The sequence below is a fragment of the Pedobacter soli genome (assembly GCF_900101435.1).
GTDB lineage: Bacteria > Bacteroidota > Bacteroidia > Sphingobacteriales > Sphingobacteriaceae > Pedobacter > Pedobacter soli.
On record NZ_FMZH01000003.1, the window covers coordinates 419,872 to 438,375 of the forward strand.

Genomic DNA, 18,504 nt, shown 5'->3' on the forward strand with positions numbered 1-18,504 from the left:
TGCAGGACAATTTGTAGAAGTTTTTTCCTGTTTAGGTTAATAATGATTAAAAAAGCAAACTGCCAGGATTGGAGTTTGCTTTTTTGCGTTTAAAACTTCTGCATAAGCTAAAATGGTGATTCTCACACATTTTAGGATTTGCCTAGTGCCTACATTGTTTATTGATTTGGTTTCGTGCATTTCTGCTGTAAAAACTAAAGAACTAATTAATTACTAACTATTTATTTCCTAACATGAAACAAAAATTACTATTGATTTTTATGGTTACGGTTATGTCTTATTTTAATGCCATTGCGCAAAATAAGACCATAACCGGCAAGGTGGTTGATGCAGACGATGGTTTGCCATTACCGGGTGTATCGATAAAAGTAAAAGGAACCACGCAGGTAACCCAAACCACAGGTCAGGGTACCTTCTCCATGTCTGTGCCCCAAAACGCACAAATCTTAATTCTAAGCTATGTTGGTTACACAGAGCAAGAGGTAAAAATAACCGGGCAAACGTTAACTGTTCGGCTGGCCTCATCAAGTAAGAACCTTCAGGATGTAATTGTAGTAGCTTATGGTACAAGTAAAAAGGAAGCGATTACAGGTTCTGTTGCCACAATGAGTGCTAAACAGCTCGACAATAGGATTATTACCAACGTTACCAATGTACTTGCTGGTGTAGCGCCTGGTGTAGTAACCACTTCAGGAAACGGACAGCCAGGTAGCAGCTCAGCTATCCGGATTCGTGGTTTTGGTTCTATATCTGCTTCCAATAGCCCACTCTTTGTATTGGATGGTTCAGTTTATGATGGAGAACTAGGCGATATTAATGCTAACGATATAGAAAGTATTTCCTTGTTGAAAGATGCGTCTTCATCTGCACTTTATGGTTCGCGTGCAGCAAATGGCGTGTTAATCATAACTACAAAAAAAGGTAAATCGGGTACCCCAACATTAAATGCTACCTATAATCAGGGTTTTTCTAAAAGAGGAATTCCTGAGTATGACAGGGTAGGTGCTTTAGATTATTATCCTTTAATGTGGCAGGCGCTAAAAAACAGCCTGGTATATCCGGCGAGCGGAACCGGAATAAGTGAATCGGCGGCAGCGACACAGGCAACCAATTCTATACAAGGACAATTGGTTTACAATCCTTTTAATGTGCCCAACAATCAGATTGTGGGCGTAGATGGGAAGTTAAATCCCAATGCACAATTGCTTTATAACGATTTCGATTGGTATAAACAGGCATCACGGGTTGGTAAAAGAACAGAATTCAATGTTAACTCGAGCGCTAAAGGAGATAAAACCGATTATTATTTCTCAATGAATTATTTGAAAGATAATGGTTATTTGATTAAAACAGATTTTGAACGATTTAATGCACGGATTAACGCAAACACTCAGTTAAGGCCCTGGTTAAAAACAGGAATAAATCTTGCCGGAAGTTTATCGAATGGAAACCTGGCGCAAGATGCATCGACAGGTAGCGCAACAGCATTTGTCAACGTTTTCAACTTTGCCCGGGGTATTGGACCTATTTATCCGGTACATGCTTATGATGCAAGCGGAAACCCTGTTTTGACGACTACTGGTGAGCAATGGTACGACTATGGCGGACACCCGGGTGCGATTAACAGACCGATAGGCGCCTCACCCGGACGTAACGTAATTTACGAGACAATGCTTAATGATGTGTTAAGCCGCAGGCTTGCGTTAAACGGCAGGGCATACGCAGAAATTAAATTTCTGAAAGATTTTACTTTTAAACCTACTATCAGCATCGATTTTATTAATGCTTATAGTAGCGAATATAGAAATCGGATTGTCGGAGATGGAAGTACTGTGGGAGGTTCATCTACCAAACGGAGCACACCAACACAAAGTTATACTTTCAACCAGGTCCTATCCTATAATAAAACGTTTGGCAGCCATACGGTAAGTGCTTTAGCCGGACATGAGAATTATGATTACGATTGGCGTAGGCTCAGCGCAACTAAACAAAGCCAAATTTTAGATGGCAATACCGAATTTCCAAATTTTGTAACTCCAAGCGATGCCGGTGGCTACAAGGATACTTATCGGGTAGAATCATATTTTGGTAAAGCAGGCTACAGCTATCAGGATAAATACTTTGTTGATGCCTCAATCCGTCGCGACGGAACCTCTCGATTGTCAAAACAATCAAGATGGGGAACATTCTTCTCTGCAGGAGCATCATGGGCAATTAACAAAGAAGATTTCATGAAAAGCATAGACTGGATAAACGATTTACGGTTAAAAGCTTCGTATGGTGAAGTAGGTAACGATAACCTGATTGATGCCACGCTTGTTGAACACAATAGTCTGTATTACAATTATCAGGCTTTTTACGAGCTGGGATGGAATAACGGAAGTGAGCCAGGATTGTTATTGGCAACGGCCGCAACACCAGATTTGAAATGGGAATCGGTAAATACATTTAATACCGGTGTAGCTTTTAGCTTATTCAATAACAGATTAAAAGGAGAAATAGAATATTTTAAACGGGGTTCGTCAAACTTATTGTTCGCAGTTCCACAGCCATTATCTGACCCAATTACCTCTATTCGCCGTAATATTGGCTCAATGTACAATACCGGGATTGATTTACAATTGAGTGGGGATATCTTAAGATCAGAAAACTTCAACTGGAATTTATTAAGTAACTGGTCGTGGTTAAAAAACAAAATAACCAAAATGCCGGCTGAAACGCCTACAGTAACCAGTGGTACGAAAAGACTTGAAGTTGGAAGGGATATTTATGCTTACTACCTGCGCCAATGGGCAGGTGTAGATCCGGCTGACGGGTCTGCATTATTTGAACCGAACGCAGGGGTTACAACTGATCTCCGTACCGTAAACGGACGTGTTTTAACAACGAATATCAATAATGCGCGTTCTGATTACTCGGGGTCAGCAATTCCGGATTTATATGGATCCGTAACGAACACTTTAAGCTATAAAAACTTTGGGCTATCGTTCTTAATCAGTTACCAGATAGGAGGCAAATTTTATGATCAGAACTACCAGGGGCTAATGGCTACTACTTATGGTTCGGCCCTGCATGCTGATGTATTGAACTCCTGGATGGCACCAGGCCAGGTTACCGATATCCCCCGTCTGGATATTGGCCGTTCAAGCCAGTTTAATGGTACCTCAAGCCGTTGGTTAATAGATGCATCTTATATTGCATTTCGTAATGTAAACCTATCATATACTTTACCACAACGTTGGATAAAGGGAGCAACATTAAGCAACGTTAGGGTGTTTGCTGCTGGCGAAAATCTTGGGTTAATATCTAAACGAAAAGGAATGGATCCAACCGAATCATTTACAGGGTTAAATACTACTAATTATGTGCCTTCGAGGATGATTAGCTTCGGAATCAATGTTTCACTTTAATTGTTACTATCATGAAATATAAAAAATATTTACTTTTTGCAGGGCTTAGCCTATTAAGTATTTCCGCCTGCAAAAAAGATTATCTCGATACAAAACCAACCGATCAGGTTGACAATTCGGCACTGTTTACTTCTGCCTCTAATGCAAAAAACGCTTTAAATGGTGTTTACCGGTACATGTACGAACGTACTACCACGGTAGTATCTACCTCAGCGCAAAATAAGCCAGGTGTAGGAGGTATTATGCTTTACATGGATTTTATGGGTGAAGATATTGGTATTTCTTCATCAAACTGGTATACATCTGATGGCGGCTCATGGATCAGTCCGCGTACCGATAACAGTACCATGCTGGAGTATATGTATCGCACTTATTATCGCATAATAGGTAATGTAAATTATATTATTGACAATATAGACCAGGCTTCTGGTGCCGCAACAGATAAGAATACCGTTAAAGCCGAAGCACTAACATTAAGAGCTTATGCTTATTTTGGTTTGGTACAATTGTTTGGTAAGCGATACGATGCCACGGCGAAACCCAATAGTCAAATGGGAGTGCCTCTTTTATTGGCTTCTACAGATACGAATAAACCGCGCGAAAGTGTTGAAGCCGTGTATGCCACTATTGTTAAGGATTTGGAAACAGCCATTTCGCTTAATGCTGTGGCTTCTAATAAAAGCCATGCGGGTGCTGCCGTAGCAAAGGGCATTAGGGCCAGGGTTGCTTTGGTGATGCAAGATTACCCTAATGCCATTAAATATGCCAAAGATATTGTGGATGCCAATCAATATCCGCTATTGTCCGTAACCGATTATCAGGCAGGCTTTAATAATGCTGCATTGGGCGAGTTTATCTGGGCTTCTATGCCAACCCTGGATCAGGGAGATACATTCGGATCATATTTTGCGCAAATTGCCTACAATGCAAACACAAGTTTTATGCGTGGAAATCCTAAAAGGATAAATTCTGCACTTTACAATCTAATATCAGCTACTGATGTGCGCAAAAAAATGTGGGAACCGGCCCCAACCACTGCAAACTTCCCGCTTCCGGCTACAAACTTTGCCCGCCAACCCTACATGAGCCGCAAATTTTCGGTTAAAGAAGTAGGAGGACCGTCATTAGGAGATGTTCCATTAATGCGCACCTCAGAAATGTACTTAATTTTAGCAGAAGCTTATGCCAAAACAGCAGGAAGTGAAGCTTTAGCCAGAACTACATTGTTTAATCTGGTTAAGCAACGCGATCCATCTGCAGTAATTTCGACAAATACCGGACAAGCACTTATTGACGAGATCCTCTTTAACAGAAGGATAGAACTTTGGGGTGAAGGTCACCGATGGTTAGATTTAAAACGTTTAAACCTTCCTTTAGACCGTACAGTTGTTCCTAACTATGTGTCAGCTTCTGTAGCAGGTACAATGTCTATACCAGCTGGCGATGTGAAATGGCAGTTTTTAATACCAAGGGCCGAAATGGAAGCCAATTCTGGTATAGCGGGACAACAAAATCCGTAATCAATTTTTGAAAAGGCGATGTTATATTTTGAAATAATCCCTTCAAGATACAACATCGCCTTTTTCGCGTTTATCACATTTTAGTTACCTGATAATTATGGTGTTATCGGCATATTATTATTATCACTCATAGCCGATCTTTAATAAAAAAACACAGATAGTTATGAGACTAAAAGCTTTGGTGATTCTATTACTAGGTATTACAATCACAAATAATGTTTTAGCGGTAGAAAAACCTACTGCAAGCCATAAATCGGTTATTAATTACTTTATGGATAGCTATATGAATTCTGATTACAAGAAGTTAAAAGCTGTTTTAAGTGATGATGCCGTTTTTACATCGAACAGGGATGTGAGGGTGATAAAGCACAAAGCAAGTGAGGTTCTGGCTCAAATGAAAAAAGATGAAGGTGTAGTACAAAAAGACTGTAACATCAGTTCAACCATCGTTTCTGAAACTGATGCATTGGTTATTGCCCGTGTAGATGTAAATTATGAGTTGTTTGATGGTGCTCAGCAAAACTTCGTAATTATGGAGAAAAATAAAGAAGGAGAGTGGAAAATTACCCAGGTATATAAAGTCTTCGTCACCAGCGAAAGCCAGGCTAAAAAACTGGTTTAAATTTTAGTTTTATGTTAAATGCAAAAGACCTGATTTTTACGCCAGGTCTTTCGTATTTTAACTATACTGATCTTAAAAGTTTATAGGCAATTCTACCTGGGTTTTATCCCAACCGGCAATCAGGTTCGCACCTTCGGTAGCAGGGCTAAAAGTTAAAGAAAAATATTCTATTGGTTTAGCCAATGTTTTAACCGGAACATTTACCCGTACAACATCTTTAGCCTGATTGTAACTAAATGCGCCCCATTTATCTGTCTCACTATTAATAATAATGGTCCAGGTATCTTTATTCGGGATGGCAAACAGGCTATACGTGCCTGCTTTGATTTTCTTTCCGCCAATTTTAACCTTTTTAAAGAAACGGATCTCAGTATTTTCGTTGGCTCCAAAACGCCAAACCGTTCCATACTGCTCCAAAACACCAAAAATATCGCGTCCTTTTTTCTGTGGACGCGAATAAACCACCTTAATTACCGGTTTTGTTAAATCGCCGGCCTTTGCCTTTGGTGCATTTAATGGGAAATATACAATATCTGCCGGACTAGAATCTGCAGCCGGGAATTTTACTTCTGTAGCCTGCTGAGCCTTTGCGCTAAAGCATATAAGAGCGAAAACAACAATGAATATATGTTTCATCTGCTGTGAATTAAGGCGTAACCCATAAAATGCATCAGCAATTTATGGCGTGTACGTAAATAAAAATAAATTAGTATTTTCTTCCTTTAACGATAGCGTTTAAAAATAAGCCTGCTGTTAACAAACCTAAAACACCACCTAATAAAGCGAAAATGTAGTTTTGTGTAATGATTGCTCCAGTTAAAATTCCGAAGAATAAGCCTAAAGCATAATATAACCAGTTAAAATTATTGCTGCTGTTCTCTTGTACACTCATGTTTTTTATTATTTGGAGGCAAAGTTAATATTTATTTTAAATTTTAATTTGTGATTGGCACCAATATTCCAATTAATTATCAATTCGATCTAATTTATAACCTTTGTGCTTTAAATAACTGATGAGCTCAGGCAAACGATCGTAAAATTTGTCTGTTCTTCGCGCATCCGTACCAATATGCAGCAACAAAATAAAACCATTTAAACCATTGGGTTTGGTCTCGTTATAGGTGGTTATAGATTGGTAAATCTCTGCACTGGTTTTATAACTTTTTCCCAATTGCGGGTAGGTATAATCGGCATTTGATCGCGTTCCAGGGGTAAAATTAATCAGCTGCAAACCTTCTGCACTGGTCCAGTTGGCAATGCTTTGGTTATACCACTCGTAGGGAGGTAAAAAATACCTTGCAGCCTGCCTGGTTATACCGAAGGTTGCCATTGCAGTATAATTCGCACTTAAATCGTTTACGAATGCCGTTTCTGTAACCAGTAAGCTATCACGTTTGTTCCAATCGCAGTATAGCAGGTGTTTATCAGAATGTGGTCCCAGGTAATGGCCATCTTTTTTAAGCTTTTTTATCAGTGTATTAAATTTAGGGTTTCTGTAAAAATTCCCGGTTAAAAAGAAAGATGCTTTAACGTCTTCCTGCGCAAGCACAGTCCTGATTTTTTCGCCACCATCAGCAAATTCATCACCCGTAAAAACCAAATGGATTTTCTTTTGTGTAGAATCATCGCGAATAATGGCGCCCAGGCTTTTGGTTTTGTGGTCGGTTAAATTTGCTTGCGCTGCTTTGGCTGCCAGTAAATAAATGAGCGAAGCCGTGCCATCCATGGTTGGTTCATTGGTGCTGTAATCGCCATAATCATCATGGTAAACTGCCAAATCGCTTTGAAAATCTGCATATTCGTCAGCTTCGTTTAATTTAATGCCAATAAGGTTCTTGTAAATGTTGGTGTAAACAGGGCCATCTACCAAACCTCCATCTATCGGATAGTTTTTCAAATGGGTAAAGGCCGAATGCGGATCTCTTGGTGTATCGCCCCATTGTGGCAAGCCGTAAACCATACTCGTTCCCCAGGGGTTGCAGCCAAAAATCCAATCAAAGTTGGCTTGCGTCAGTGCTGCAAAAGTGTCATCACCGCTTAACTCCGCATACCAGTTACATTGCATGGCAAAGGCAACTGTTAAATTGTTGCTGCACCAGATAAATGGGATGCCACGATAAAAAGCATTGTTTTTTGCCCGGCCCCATACCTGTTCTATCCCCGTTTTATAATATGCTGTGGTTGTAGCATCGCCCTGTTTAGCTACTTCGTAATGGCCGAGATTAATAAAAGGATAATATTGGTAATGAGCGGCTGTATCTTTCTTCAGCCATGGGGTGACGGTTTCATGCCTGGCATATTTTAAAGCAAGTTTAGCCTTTCCTCTGTCTGGTTTTTCTTTGCCAAAGTTAAACGATGCTTCGGCGAGTTCCATATCGTCAATCCAATTGTCCTCGGCATAAATGTAGGGCGATTTTACCGAAACGGTTTGGGTTACACCAGGTTTCAGCAAAGCATAATGATAGGCGCTTTGGGCTTTTTCTGTAAGTATTCGGGCATATGGATTATCCTTATCTTTAAACAATACAGCGCCCAGGTTAAACGCGCTGGTAAATTTAGCCGCGGTAGAGCTTGTGCCAGTGGTATTGTTCATGAATTTACCCCTCTGCTGCGGTTCTCCGGTGATCAAATACAACGGGCGTTCGAAACCTCTTCCATATTGGTTATCTTCTTTAGGAATACGCATGCTGATGTGGTCGCGGTCATCGGCCAGCTGATTAAACATGATATTCTTTTTGGGGTGCATTTTTAACAGCCAGTTCAGCCCCCATCTGGCTTCATCTAAAACGTCTGCAATACCGTTTTTCCCATCCAGGCCATTGGCTTGTTGTGTATCGGTAAAAACCTGCGGATAATCGCGATAAGCCATTAACAGGTGATAGGTAGCATTTGCCGAGGTAGTGGCATATTGCAGGTAGTCGCTGGCATCGTGCCAGCCACCTGTAGCGTCAAAATGCGTGCTGTCTTTAATGCCGGCTTTGGCTCCATACAAAACAAAACCGTCATGGGTATGGCAGCTGTCTTTTAAATAGGGATTAAAGCCGCTACGCTGTTGCCGCATGTAGCGTAGACAGAAATCGGCAGCGCCTTTATAAACGTTATTATTAATTAGAACCAATGGTGATATCGTTTCGCCGGCACGAATATAAAATTTACCTTTTTGCTTAAAATCGCTAAAATCCAGCCTCGCCGTTTGACTAAAAGGCCCATAGGCACCAAAACTTTTAATATCGGTAGAGCTATAAACTACAGCTTTGGTTTCCTGGTCTACAATTTCAAAACGCTTGGGAATCGAATTACTCTTACTTGCCCATATCGCTACTTTAATACTTTCGGTAGGGTAGCCCAATAAATTTATCCTGATCCAGCTGGACTCATTCTGCGAATGTCTGGTACCAAATGCATATAAAATAAAGCAGATGCCCAGCATCAGTATAGTGGCGTAGAATTTATTTTTCATGCTTTAAGGATTGATTATTGCACTTAAAATTAGGGTTTTATCAAGAGAATGTAAAAGAAGTGATTAAACACTTGCAAATTAATCAATCGTTTGATTAATTTTGTGTCGTCAAAAAGAAAATGAAAACAGAAAAAGTAGATAAAAGACAGGCCATTTTGGAAGCAGCAGAAAAGCTGTTTTGCGAAACAGGGTATGAGGGTACTTCTACCCGCCAGATTTCGAAAGAATCTGGTGCGAATATGGCCATGATAAATTATTATTTCGGTTCGAAAGAAGGGGTTTTTGTGGAGATCATGAACGAGCGCATTGCAAGTTTCGCATCCCAGCTAAAAATCATCAATGAAGACAAGATTTCGGCATTAGAAAAATTGCACAAAGTGATAGAAGGTTATGTAAACAGAATTCTGAACAATACCGCCTTTCACAAAATGATGCACCGCGAATTGTCTTTAACGCAACGGCCAGAAATGTACGATAAAATTAAAGATGCCATGGGCCAGAACATGCAGATGATTGATCGCATTATTACCGGTGGAATTGAAGATGGTTCTTTTAAAAAGGACGTTGATGTACGGATGATCATTGCAACCATTATGGGAACAATTTCTAATGTGGTCATCGCGCCAAACAAAATCTTATCCTGCTCTAACTTCGATCTGAATAACCCTAAAGATAAAAAAATGATTAAGGAGCGGGCCATAACCCACTTGCAAGACCTAACAACAGTTTATTTAACAACGAAAAGATGATACCCAAATCAATAAAATTAATGCTTGTGGCATCATTAGTTCCGGCGGCTTTATTTGCACAAAGCAGTAAGGAACTAGATATCAATCAGGCAATAGCACTTGGCATAGCCAACAGTAAGAATTTAAAACTTTCGCAGAACAAAATTGATGAGGCTGTTGCAAAACTGGCCGTGGTAAAAGATAATGCTTTACCTACCGCCAATGCCAGCTTTATGTACAATCATGCTGAAATTCCAACCACCACTTTTACACTGCCGGGCAGCGAATCGTCTCTCCATTTGCCAAAAAGGGCCGATGCATTTGTCGGAACTGCTGCGGTACAGGAACTGGTTTATGGTGGAGGCAAATTAAAATACGCCAAAGAGTCGACCAAATTACTGGCCGATGTGGCGCGTTTAGATGCCGATAAAAACAAAGAAGAAATAACCTATGCAGTAATTAATACCTATTACGCTTTGTATAAAGTTTTGCAGAGCAGAAAAGTGGTTGACCAGAATTTGGAAGCCATTGCAGCACAAATTAAACAGGCACAACGTTTCTTTGAGCAAGGCATTGTAACCAAAAATGATGTATTGCGTTTCCAATTACAGCAGGCAAATGTTACGCTTACGCAAATGGATATCGAAAGCAACCGCAAGGTAATTAACTACAACCTCGATATTCTTTTGGGTTTACCTGAAGATACTGAAGTTAAAATTACCGACCCGACTGCTGGTTTAAAAGCAACTGGTTCGCTTAACGAATATATAGGCTTAGCCATGGCCAACCGCCAGGAGCTAAAACAACTTGAAGTACAAAATAAGGTTGCCGGTTTTAACATCAAAAGCATCAGAGCCAATACTTTACCTACAGTGGGTGTAGGGGCTAACCTTTATTACATTAACCCAAGCGGTAATTTTATTCCGCCAGCAAACCAGTATTTAATGCCGGTTACCTTAGGTGCTACCATTTCGTGGAACATTGGCAACCTTTGGACCAACAAGAATAAGGTAAATGAGGCTAAAATCCAGCAAAACGCTATTAGCATTCAGAAAGACATTTTATCTGATCAGGTAAAAACTGATATCAATAAGAATTTTCAAAGCTACCAGGTGGCTGTAAACAAAATTCAGGTTTTAGAAACCTCAATTTCGCAAGCTACTGAGAACGATAAATTACTGGCTTCAAAATACAAAAACAACGTAGCATCTGTTACCGATCGTATCGACGCCGAAACTTTACTATACCAGGCAAAAATAAACTTAGAAATAGCAAAAGCCGACGCTGGTTTGGCTTACTACACGCTATTAAAATCAACAGGAAAAATAACGCAATAAATACAGCAATGACAACTGAAAAGAAAAAAAAGAACTTAGTAGTACCCATCATTTTAGGTGTTTTACTAGTAATAGGTGCCATTTTTGGTATCACTGAGTGGAATTATTATAGCAAACACGTAGATACAGACGATGCACAGATTGATGGCGATATCAGTCCGGTTGTTGCCCGTGTTGGTGGTTATGTTAAGGACATTAATTTTGAAGAAAATACCCATGTAACCGAAGGTCAGGTTTTGGTTAAGCTTGATGATAACGATTACAAGGTAAAATTAGAACAGGCACAATCGGGCCAAAAAGGTGCCAGTGCGGGCGTTGGTGTAGCACAATCTCAAATTGCTGCTACGCAAGCCAATACCAGTACTGCTAAGGCTAACGTAGAAACCGCAAGAGCTAATGTTCAGTCGGCAAACGTTAAACTTACCCTGGCTCAGAAAGATTTTGCACGTTATGCAAATCTAGTAAAAGATGGTTCGATAACCCAACAGGCTTTCGATCAGTCAAAAGCTAACAAAGAAGCAGCCGAAGCGGCTAAGCAAGCGGCACAGGCAGCCTATCAGGCAGCACAAGACCAGTACAATGCTGCGGTTAAACAGGTAGGTACAACTCAATCTCAATTAGCCGTAAGCAGCAATGTAATCAGTCAGCGTCAGAGCGATATCGATTTTGCAACCTTGCAGTTGTCTTATACTGATATCAAAGCACCGGCTTCGGGTATTGTTTCTAAAAAGAATGTACAAAAAGGTCAGTTGGTACAGGCTGGTCAATCTTTATTCTCGGTTGTAAACGACGGAAGTATCTATGTTACTGCCAACTTTAAAGAAACCCAGTTAGAGAAAATCAAATCAGGTTCGAAAGTAGAAATCGAGGTTGATGCTTATCCTGACGAAAAAATTGAAGGTGAAGTATATAATTTCGCGCCAATAACTGGTGCAAAAGGATCTTTATTGCCTCCAGATAATGCTACAGGTAACTTCGTTAAAGTTGTACAACGTGTTCCTGTAAAAATCAAAATCCATCCATCAAAAGAATTGCTGGCTAAATTACGCCCGGGTATGAGCGTTAAAGCTTCAGTTTCTGTTAATTAATATTTAAAATGGCCGAAGTAGGTTTAAAAAAGTGGATCATTACCTTTACGGTGATCACAGCTTCTTTGCTGGAGCTGATTGATACGACCATCGTAAACGTAGCGATTCCACAAATACAGGGAAACCTGGGCGCCACACTGGAGGATGTGGCCTGGCTTTCCACCGGCTATGCGGTAGCCAACGTTATCGTATTGCCAATGTCGGGCTGGTTAGGTAACCGGTTTGGCAGAAAAAACTATTTTCTTACCTCCATTATTGTTTTTACACTGGTATCCTTTTTATGTGGTAATGCTACCTCATTAGGCGAACTGGTTTTATTCAGAATTATACAGGGTCTGGCTGGCGGTGGTTTAATATCAACTGCACAGGCCATCCTGATCGAAACCTGGCCACGTGAAGATGTGGGTATTGCAACAGCCTTATTTGGTTTGGGTGCAGTAGTGGGGCCAACTGTTGGACCAACCATTGGTGGTTATATTCTGGATATCAGTTCGTGGCCGTGGATTTTTTACGTAAACATTCCGGTCGGAATACTCGCGGCCTACTGTACCTATACCTTTGTGCGGGCCACCCCTAAAGAGGGGAAAGGCCAGCCTGTTGATTGGTGGGGAATTGCTTTGCTGGCAATTGCAGTAGGCAGTTTACAAACCGTGCTCGAAAAAGGAGAGAGCGAAGACTGGTTTGCTACGCCATACATTACAGCTTTGGCAGCGGCATCAGTTTTCGGTTTACTGCTTTTCATCTGGCGCGAAATGAGTACCGACCACCCGATCGTAAACTTTAAAATTATGCGCCACCGCAGTTTTGCAGTGGGTATGTTTACCTCGTTTGTATTGGGTTTCGGTTTATATGGATCAGTATTCGTGTTTCCGGTTTTCTGTCAGAACCTGTTGGGCTTCTCAGCATTGCAAACCGGAGAATTGCTCTTCCCGGGTGGTTTATGTACCATTATCATGATGCCTTTTATCGGTATTATGCTTAAGAAAGGTATTCCTGCCCAGTTTATGGCTACCATAGGGATGTTCTTATTCTTCGTTTTCTGCTGGATGCTAAGCAATTCGACCCTGCAATCGGGTACAGGCGATTTCTTCCTGCCATTGGTTATCCGAGGTATAGGAATGGCGCTTTTATTCGTGCCGCTAACCACTTTGGCTATACAGGATTTAAAAGGCCCTGAAATTGGTCAGGGTTCAGGTTTAAACAACATGATGCGTCAGTTGGGTGGTTCGTTTGGTATTGCTGCACTAACCACTTTAATCCACATTCGCTCAGGCCTTCACAGAAGTAATTTGTTGACCAATGTGAATGAATATAACCCGGCATTTGTAGAGCGTTTTAATGGTTTAATTAAAGGCTTTATGGCTAAGGGCCAAAGTTTGTTTGAGGCCAAAATTATGGCTGCAAAGGCGATGGAAGGAATCGTTACGAGACAAACAATGTTACTTACTTATGACGATGCCTATTGGGTTGCGGGCTTGATTATGCTGTTCTCAATTCCGTTGCTTTATCTTCAAAAGTTTAAGAAAAATGCAAACATTCCTGCCGATGTGCACTAAAATTGGCAACGAAATAGCCTAAATAATGGCAAAAAACAAAAACAGCCGGTGTATTTTATTACATCGGCTGTTTTAACCCAAAAAATTAACAATCAATGCAATGCCCTTAAACATTGCAAATGTTCTTACTTAACCACATGGTGGCCAAATAAGATTCTAAAATTAAAATTTATTCTACAATTTTCCAAATTGTAAGCCTTAGAATTTTAATACCTTACGCATTTTTTGTAGTATTACGGAATACAAAACTACTGCATAAGCCATGCCTAAACTTCGTTTAACTACACAACGAGAATCTATTTTTAACAATGAGGTAATCTCAAAATTTGAACTCTTTAACAGTTTGTTTCTCACCTTGCCTTTTTACAAAATTAAAGACACCGGAACTTTGCTTCCGCTGTTTTTTAAGAGCTGTGAAGAGGGCATTGCCAACGGAGCAAAACCAGCACAGGTTATCGAAGAGTTTTTTGCCAAATACACCAGTTATACCGACCGAAAGGATATCATTGATTTGCTTTTCAGGTTTATTCAATACATCGAGCGTCAGGTAGTACTCTTTGATGCCGTAGAAGATGCTTCTTTTACCAAGTTAAATACCACCGATGAGCAGAGCACCCTGGCTTTTATTTTAAAAAAGAATGCTGATAATAAACCGGTATTGGCTAAAATAGAGAAACTGATTGACGAGCTTTCGCTACGTTTGGTGTTAACCGCGCATCCTACACAGTTTTATCCGGGTACCGTACTGGCCATCATTACCGATTTAACACAAGCCATCAGAGATAACGACCTTACCTCAATGAACTCGCTGTTACAGCAGTTAGGTAAAACGCCGTTTTTCAATAAAAAATCGCCTACACCTGTTGATGAGGCTTTAAACCTGGCCTGGTTTTTAGAAAATACCTTTTATTTCGCTGCGGCAAATATTCAGGAAGAAATAGATCAGAACCTGGACGAATATAACCTAGAAACCAAGAAAATTTTAGAACTCGGTTTCTGGCCGGGTGGCGATAGGGATGGTAACCCAAATATCCATGCCGATACCACTTTAGAAGTTTCTAAAATGCTCCGTCAGATCTTGTTCCGTTGCTATTACCGCGATTTCAGGGTAATTAAACGCCGCATTACCTTTAGAGGGGTAGAAGAAAACATTACCAAGCTGCACGATGTGTTGTATAAAAATGCTTTCGATCAAACCTGCGAACTTCAGGATATTTCAATTGAGCTGAAAGAAAACCTGAATAAGATTAAAGATACGCTTTTAGAAGAGCACGAGGGGCTATTCGTTGATTTGGTTAATGATTTGATTCGTAAGGTAGATTTATATGGCAACTATTTTGCTTCGTTAGATATCCGTCAGGATAGCCGTGTATTACGTAATGTACACGCTTACTGCCGCGCAAATAAGCCTATTTCGTCTTTATACCCTGCCGATTATGATAAACTTTCAGAAGCAGAGAAACTGGATTTGATTTCGTTTAAAGAAGCAACCATTGCTTATGCAAGCGAGCCCGATGCTTTAACCAAAGATACCATCGAGGTAATCAAAGAAATTAAAGGCATTCAGCAACGCAACGGCGAAAAGGCTTGTCACAGGTTCATTATCAGTAATTGCCAGCAGGCGAGCGATATTCTTCAGCTGATCGAGCTTTTCCTTTGGAATGGCTGGAGCAAGGATTCGTTAACCATCGATTTCGTACCGCTTTTCGAAACCGTAAACGATTTAAAAGGTGCAGCAGCCATTATGGATATTTTGTATAGCAATCCGTTCTACAAAGCACACCTGGCTAAACGTGGCAATAAACAGCACATTATGCTGGGTTATTCTGATAGTACCAAAGATGGCGGCTATTTAATGGCCAACTGGTCTATCTTTAATGGTAAAACATCGCTATCAGCTGTTTCGGCTAAACACAACATTCAGCTGGCCTTTTTTGATGGTCGCGGTGGCCCACCGGCACGTGGCGGTGGTAAAACACACCGTTTCTACGCCTCAATGGGTAAAGAAATTGCCAACAAAAATATGCAGTTAACAGTGCAGGGGCAAACCATTAGCTCGCAGTACGGATCGGTAGAAAGTGCAGAGTTTAACATCGAACAACTCATCAATGCTGGACTTACCTCGGGTTTAAAAGAAAAACACAATGTGCTTCTGGATCCTGAAAATAAGGCCTTGCTTGATGAAATGGCTGAAGATGCTTATACCGCATTTGTTGATTTGCGCGAACATAAGCTGTTTGTAAGCTATCTGGAAAAACTTTCGCCATTAAAACTATTGTCGCAGGCCAATATCAGTAGCCGTCCGGTAAAAAGAAATGGTGGGGGCGAAATGAAACTGGAAGATTTAAGGGCAATTAGCTTTGTTACCGCATGGAGCATGTTAAAACAAAATGTTCCCGGTTTCTACGGTATGGGTACTGCGCTTAAAAACCAGGAGAAAGCCGGTAACTGGGATAAAGTGCTTAAGGTTTACGAAGAATCTGATTACCTGAAAACAATTGTAGATAACTGTATGATGAGTATGAGCAAATCAGACTTCACCATTACAGCGCATATGGCTGCAGATAAAGAATTCGGTGCTTTTTGGACTCAATTGCACAACGAATTTGAATTAGCGAAGCAGATGCTTTTAAAATTGTCAGGACAGGCAACTTTAATGGCTAATTATCCTATCGACAAAAAATCAATTGCCACGCGCGAGAAAATTATCTTGCCTTTGGTATTGATTCAGCATTTTGCTTTAGAAAAACTGCAACATGATCAGAACGAGAAAGACCAGCATGCTTTAGAAAAGCTTGCGGTTAGAACGGTGTTTGGTATTGTAAATGCCGGAAGGAATTTGGCTTAACTTTCTGCCAAACCTCGCAGGTTTGATAAACCTGCGAGGTTTCAAAATATATTAAAGGTCTGTGGTCTAGTCATCACAGGCCTTTTTTCATGAATTGGATTATAAATCCTATAACTCAGAGGACGGGATTAAAAATCGCGACCAACACAAGTTGGGAATTGTAAGCCTGATCACCATTGTTCTTTGGTTGCGGATGCTTCACTGCGTTCAGGATGATAAAGCTTTGCCTCCTAAACCTGATTGGACGGATGCCGATTTTTCTATCGGCAGGAGGGAAAGCAGGGCTGTAGCAACCGATGAAAAACGGAACCCTGCTTTTCAAAAAAAATAAACACTTTTCATGAATGGGATTATAAATCCATAGCTCAGAGGACGGAATTAAAAATCCCGACCAACACGAATAATAATGTGTTTTAACACAAAAAACGATAAAATCGTTAAGCTATTTACGCACTCGTTGAAAACGAGCACGAGCTTATAATGACGAAAAGGAGCTAAAACAAAAATCCCCTGCAGATTTTTCATCTACAGGGGATCTTATATTTCGAAAAAGCCCGATTAAAGTTTAAGACGCTTATCTGTCAATCGAACCCATTACTTTTTGGCCGAAAGCATTTAGTGCGTCTTTTTCAGCTGCGCCTTCGCTTACCATCTGGTGCACTTCTAACGCGCCACAAATATTGGTAATCATTTCGCCTGCCACATCAATCTCATGCTCGCTAACACCTCTAAATTCGCAAAATGCCTCTAATACCTCTAAAGTAGTCTCCAGTTGAGCCGGAGTGGTGTTTTGAAATAATTGTCTTATAACTGGAATCTTCATTACTTTATCTTGTTAAATAGTTCAATCAAGCCCTCTGCTTTGTTGGTTTGTACCTGATCTACCAAAGCGCCGCCTTCAAAAGCTGCAAAAGTTGGTAAATTGTCAACGTTTGCAAATTTGCGTGAGTTCGGAAGTTTTTCGGCATCAACAATTAAGAAAGCTACATCTTCATTCTCTGAAGCCAGTTTTTTAAACTTAGGTTTCATGATCCTGCAGTTACCGCACCATGATGCTGCGTACTGAACCATCACCTTTGAGTTGTCGGCCAGATATTGTTGAAGATTATCTTCTGTTAATTCTAAAAACATAACGTTTTATTTAATTAGTTAGCGGCTAAGTATTCAGCAACGCCAGTTCTGTTTGCGTTCATGGCTTCTTTACCTTCTTCCCAGTTTGCAGGACAAACTTCACCGTGTTTCTGAACGTGTGCGTAAGCATCAATTAAACGTAAATATTCTTTAACGTTTCTGCCTAGTGGCATATCGTTTACACTTTCGTGGAAAACTTTACCAGTTTCATCAATTAAATAAGTAGCTCTGAAAGTTACGTTAGAACCAGAGAAAGATTCGTTTCCTTCTTCGTCATAGTTAACTTCTTGATCTAAAATATCTAAGATACCAGATAATTGTCTGTGTGTATCAGCTAAGATTGGGTAAGTAACACCTTCAATACCACCGTTATCTTTTGGTGTGTTTAACCAGGCGAAGTGAACTTCGTTGGTATCGCATGATGCACCAATAACGATTGTGTTTCTCTTTTCGAATTCAGGTAAAGCAGCCTGGAAAGCGTGTAATTCTGTAGGACAAACAAAAGTAAAATCTTTTGGATACCAGAATAATAACACTTTACTATTTTTATTTACAGCCTCTTCAAATACATTGATTTTCAAGTCATCGCCCATGTCTGACATTGCATCAATACTAACACTCGGGAATTTTTTACCTACTATTGCCATAATTTTTTGTCTTTTATTTTTGTGCCACAAAGGTACGGCGAAATCATTTGCCAGCCAACCCCGTTTCACTAATTGTTTATTGTATTTATTGATGATGGTATAGATGAAAACTATAATTATTTTGAGTTTTATAGCGATGATCTATTTGTGTTGTTGT

At 40.3% G+C, this 18,504-nt stretch carries 15 protein-coding genes; 9 read left to right on the forward strand and 6 right to left on the reverse strand.

What is annotated here, in order from left to right; genetic code table 11:
- The first annotated feature begins 233 nt into the window (after window positions 1–233).
- The 3 genes from BLR37_RS09125 to BLR37_RS09135 all read left to right on the forward strand — a co-directional run bounded on the left by BLR37_RS09125 (window position 234) and on the right by BLR37_RS09135 (window position 5,552).
- Window positions 234–3,410 (forward strand): SusC/RagA family TonB-linked outer membrane protein, encoded by a 3,177-nt coding sequence (locus tag BLR37_RS09125; protein ID WP_090767461.1) that lies wholly within the window; start codon window positions 234–236, stop codon window positions 3,408–3,410.
- 11 nt (window positions 3,411–3,421) lie between these two features.
- Window positions 3,422–4,930: a RagB/SusD family nutrient uptake outer membrane protein gene (locus BLR37_RS09130; RefSeq protein ID WP_090767464.1), complete on the forward strand. Its 1,509-nt coding sequence runs from the start codon at window positions 3,422–3,424 to the stop codon at window positions 4,928–4,930.
- Window positions 4,931–5,093: 163 nt separating this feature from the next.
- Window positions 5,094–5,552 (forward strand): Cif family virulence factor, encoded by a 459-nt coding sequence (locus BLR37_RS09135; RefSeq protein WP_090767467.1) that lies wholly within the window; start codon window positions 5,094–5,096, stop codon window positions 5,550–5,552.
- 72 nt (window positions 5,553–5,624) lie between these two features.
- Here BLR37_RS09135 and BLR37_RS09140 read toward each other — a convergent pair whose 3' ends face one another.
- The 3 genes from BLR37_RS09140 to BLR37_RS09150 all read right to left on the reverse strand — a co-directional run bounded on the left by BLR37_RS09140 (window position 5,625) and on the right by BLR37_RS09150 (window position 9,012).
- Window positions 5,625–6,188: a DUF2911 domain-containing protein gene (locus tag BLR37_RS09140; RefSeq protein ID WP_090767470.1), complete on the reverse strand. Its 564-nt coding sequence runs from the start codon at window positions 6,186–6,188 to the stop codon at window positions 5,625–5,627.
- A gap of 70 nt (window positions 6,189–6,258) precedes the next feature.
- Entirely contained in the window at window positions 6,259–6,444 is a 186-nt protein-coding gene (locus tag BLR37_RS09145) for a hypothetical protein (RefSeq protein WP_039479661.1), read from the reverse strand.
- A 72-nt stretch (window positions 6,445–6,516) separates the two neighbouring features.
- On the reverse strand, window positions 6,517–9,012 hold the full coding sequence (locus BLR37_RS09150; protein WP_090767473.1) for a bifunctional glycoside hydrolase family 9 protein/polysaccharide deacetylase: 2,496 nt from the start codon (window positions 9,010–9,012) through the stop codon (window positions 6,517–6,519).
- A gap of 119 nt (window positions 9,013–9,131) precedes the next feature.
- On the opposite strand from BLR37_RS09150, the gene BLR37_RS09155 reads away from it, so the two are divergent.
- From BLR37_RS09155 to BLR37_RS25310, 6 genes are all read left to right on the forward strand, one after another.
- Window positions 9,132–9,761: a TetR/AcrR family transcriptional regulator gene (locus tag BLR37_RS09155; RefSeq protein ID WP_090767476.1), complete on the forward strand. Its 630-nt coding sequence runs from the start codon at window positions 9,132–9,134 to the stop codon at window positions 9,759–9,761.
- A gap of 20 nt (window positions 9,762–9,781) precedes the next feature.
- Window positions 9,782–11,077, forward strand: a complete 1,296-nt coding sequence (locus BLR37_RS09160) for a TolC family protein (RefSeq protein ID WP_244154631.1) — start codon at window positions 9,782–9,784, stop codon at window positions 11,075–11,077.
- An 8-nt stretch (window positions 11,078–11,085) separates the two neighbouring features.
- Window positions 11,086–12,165 carry an HlyD family secretion protein gene (locus tag BLR37_RS09165; RefSeq protein ID WP_090767482.1) on the forward strand — a complete coding sequence of 360 codons (1,080 nt, stop codon included), beginning with the start codon at window positions 11,086–11,088 and terminating at the stop codon, window positions 12,163–12,165.
- Window positions 12,166–12,173: 8 nt separating this feature from the next.
- Complete coding sequence (locus BLR37_RS09170; protein ID WP_090767485.1) at window positions 12,174–13,721, forward strand: DHA2 family efflux MFS transporter permease subunit; 1,548 nt, start codon at window positions 12,174–12,176, stop codon at window positions 13,719–13,721.
- Between the two features lie 262 nt (window positions 13,722–13,983).
- Window positions 13,984–16,569, forward strand: coding sequence for a phosphoenolpyruvate carboxylase (locus BLR37_RS09175; protein WP_090767487.1), 2,586 nt, complete (start codon window positions 13,984–13,986; stop codon window positions 16,567–16,569).
- A gap of 151 nt (window positions 16,570–16,720) precedes the next feature.
- Window positions 16,721–16,900, forward strand: coding sequence for a hypothetical protein (locus BLR37_RS25310; RefSeq protein ID WP_167356573.1), 180 nt, complete (start codon window positions 16,721–16,723; stop codon window positions 16,898–16,900).
- 243 nt (window positions 16,901–17,143) lie between these two features.
- Here the strand turns inward: BLR37_RS25310 and BLR37_RS09185 are convergent, their stop codons facing one another.
- The 3 genes from BLR37_RS09185 to BLR37_RS09195 are packed head-to-tail and all read right to left on the reverse strand — an operon-like array spanning window position 17,144 to window position 18,416.
- Window positions 17,144–17,392, reverse strand: coding sequence for a DUF6952 family protein (locus BLR37_RS09185; RefSeq protein ID WP_090767493.1), 249 nt, complete (start codon window positions 17,390–17,392; stop codon window positions 17,144–17,146).
- Window positions 17,392–17,700 carry a thioredoxin family protein gene (locus tag BLR37_RS09190; RefSeq protein WP_039479645.1) on the reverse strand — a complete coding sequence of 103 codons (309 nt, stop codon included), beginning with the start codon at window positions 17,698–17,700 and terminating at the stop codon, window positions 17,392–17,394. Before BLR37_RS09190 ends, BLR37_RS09185 begins: the two co-directional genes overlap by 1 nt.
- 14 nt (window positions 17,701–17,714) lie before the next feature.
- Window positions 17,715–18,416 carry a peroxiredoxin gene (locus tag BLR37_RS09195; RefSeq protein ID WP_244154628.1) on the reverse strand — a complete coding sequence of 234 codons (702 nt, stop codon included), beginning with the start codon at window positions 18,414–18,416 and terminating at the stop codon, window positions 17,715–17,717.
- Window positions 18,417–18,504 lie beyond the last annotated feature (88 nt).

Coding starts and splice junctions, on each gene's coding strand:
- BLR37_RS09125 (WP_090767461.1), top strand. CDS start 234: ATGAAACAAAAATTACTATTGATTTTTATGGTTACGGTTATGTCTTAT.
- BLR37_RS09130 (WP_090767464.1), top strand. CDS start 3,422: ATGAAATATAAAAAATATTTACTTTTTGCAGGGCTTAGCCTATTAAGT.
- BLR37_RS09135 (WP_090767467.1), top strand. CDS start 5,094: ATGAGACTAAAAGCTTTGGTGATTCTATTACTAGGTATTACAATCACA.
- BLR37_RS09140 (WP_090767470.1), bottom strand. CDS start 6,188: ATGAAACATATATTCATTGTTGTTTTCGCTCTTATATGCTTTAGCGCA.
- BLR37_RS09145 (WP_039479661.1), bottom strand. CDS start 6,444: ATGAGTGTACAAGAGAACAGCAGCAATAATTTTAACTGGTTATATTAT.
- BLR37_RS09150 (WP_090767473.1), bottom strand. CDS start 9,012: ATGAAAAATAAATTCTACGCCACTATACTGATGCTGGGCATCTGCTTT.
- BLR37_RS09155 (WP_090767476.1), top strand. CDS start 9,132: ATGAAAACAGAAAAAGTAGATAAAAGACAGGCCATTTTGGAAGCAGCA.
- BLR37_RS09160 (WP_244154631.1), top strand. CDS start 9,782: ATGCTTGTGGCATCATTAGTTCCGGCGGCTTTATTTGCACAAAGCAGT.
- BLR37_RS09165 (WP_090767482.1), top strand. CDS start 11,086: ATGACAACTGAAAAGAAAAAAAAGAACTTAGTAGTACCCATCATTTTA.
- BLR37_RS09170 (WP_090767485.1), top strand. CDS start 12,174: ATGGCCGAAGTAGGTTTAAAAAAGTGGATCATTACCTTTACGGTGATC.
- BLR37_RS09175 (WP_090767487.1), top strand. CDS start 13,984: ATGCCTAAACTTCGTTTAACTACACAACGAGAATCTATTTTTAACAAT.
- BLR37_RS09185 (WP_090767493.1), bottom strand. CDS start 17,392: ATGAAGATTCCAGTTATAAGACAATTATTTCAAAACACCACTCCGGCT.
- BLR37_RS09190 (WP_039479645.1), bottom strand. CDS start 17,700: ATGTTTTTAGAATTAACAGAAGATAATCTTCAACAATATCTGGCCGAC.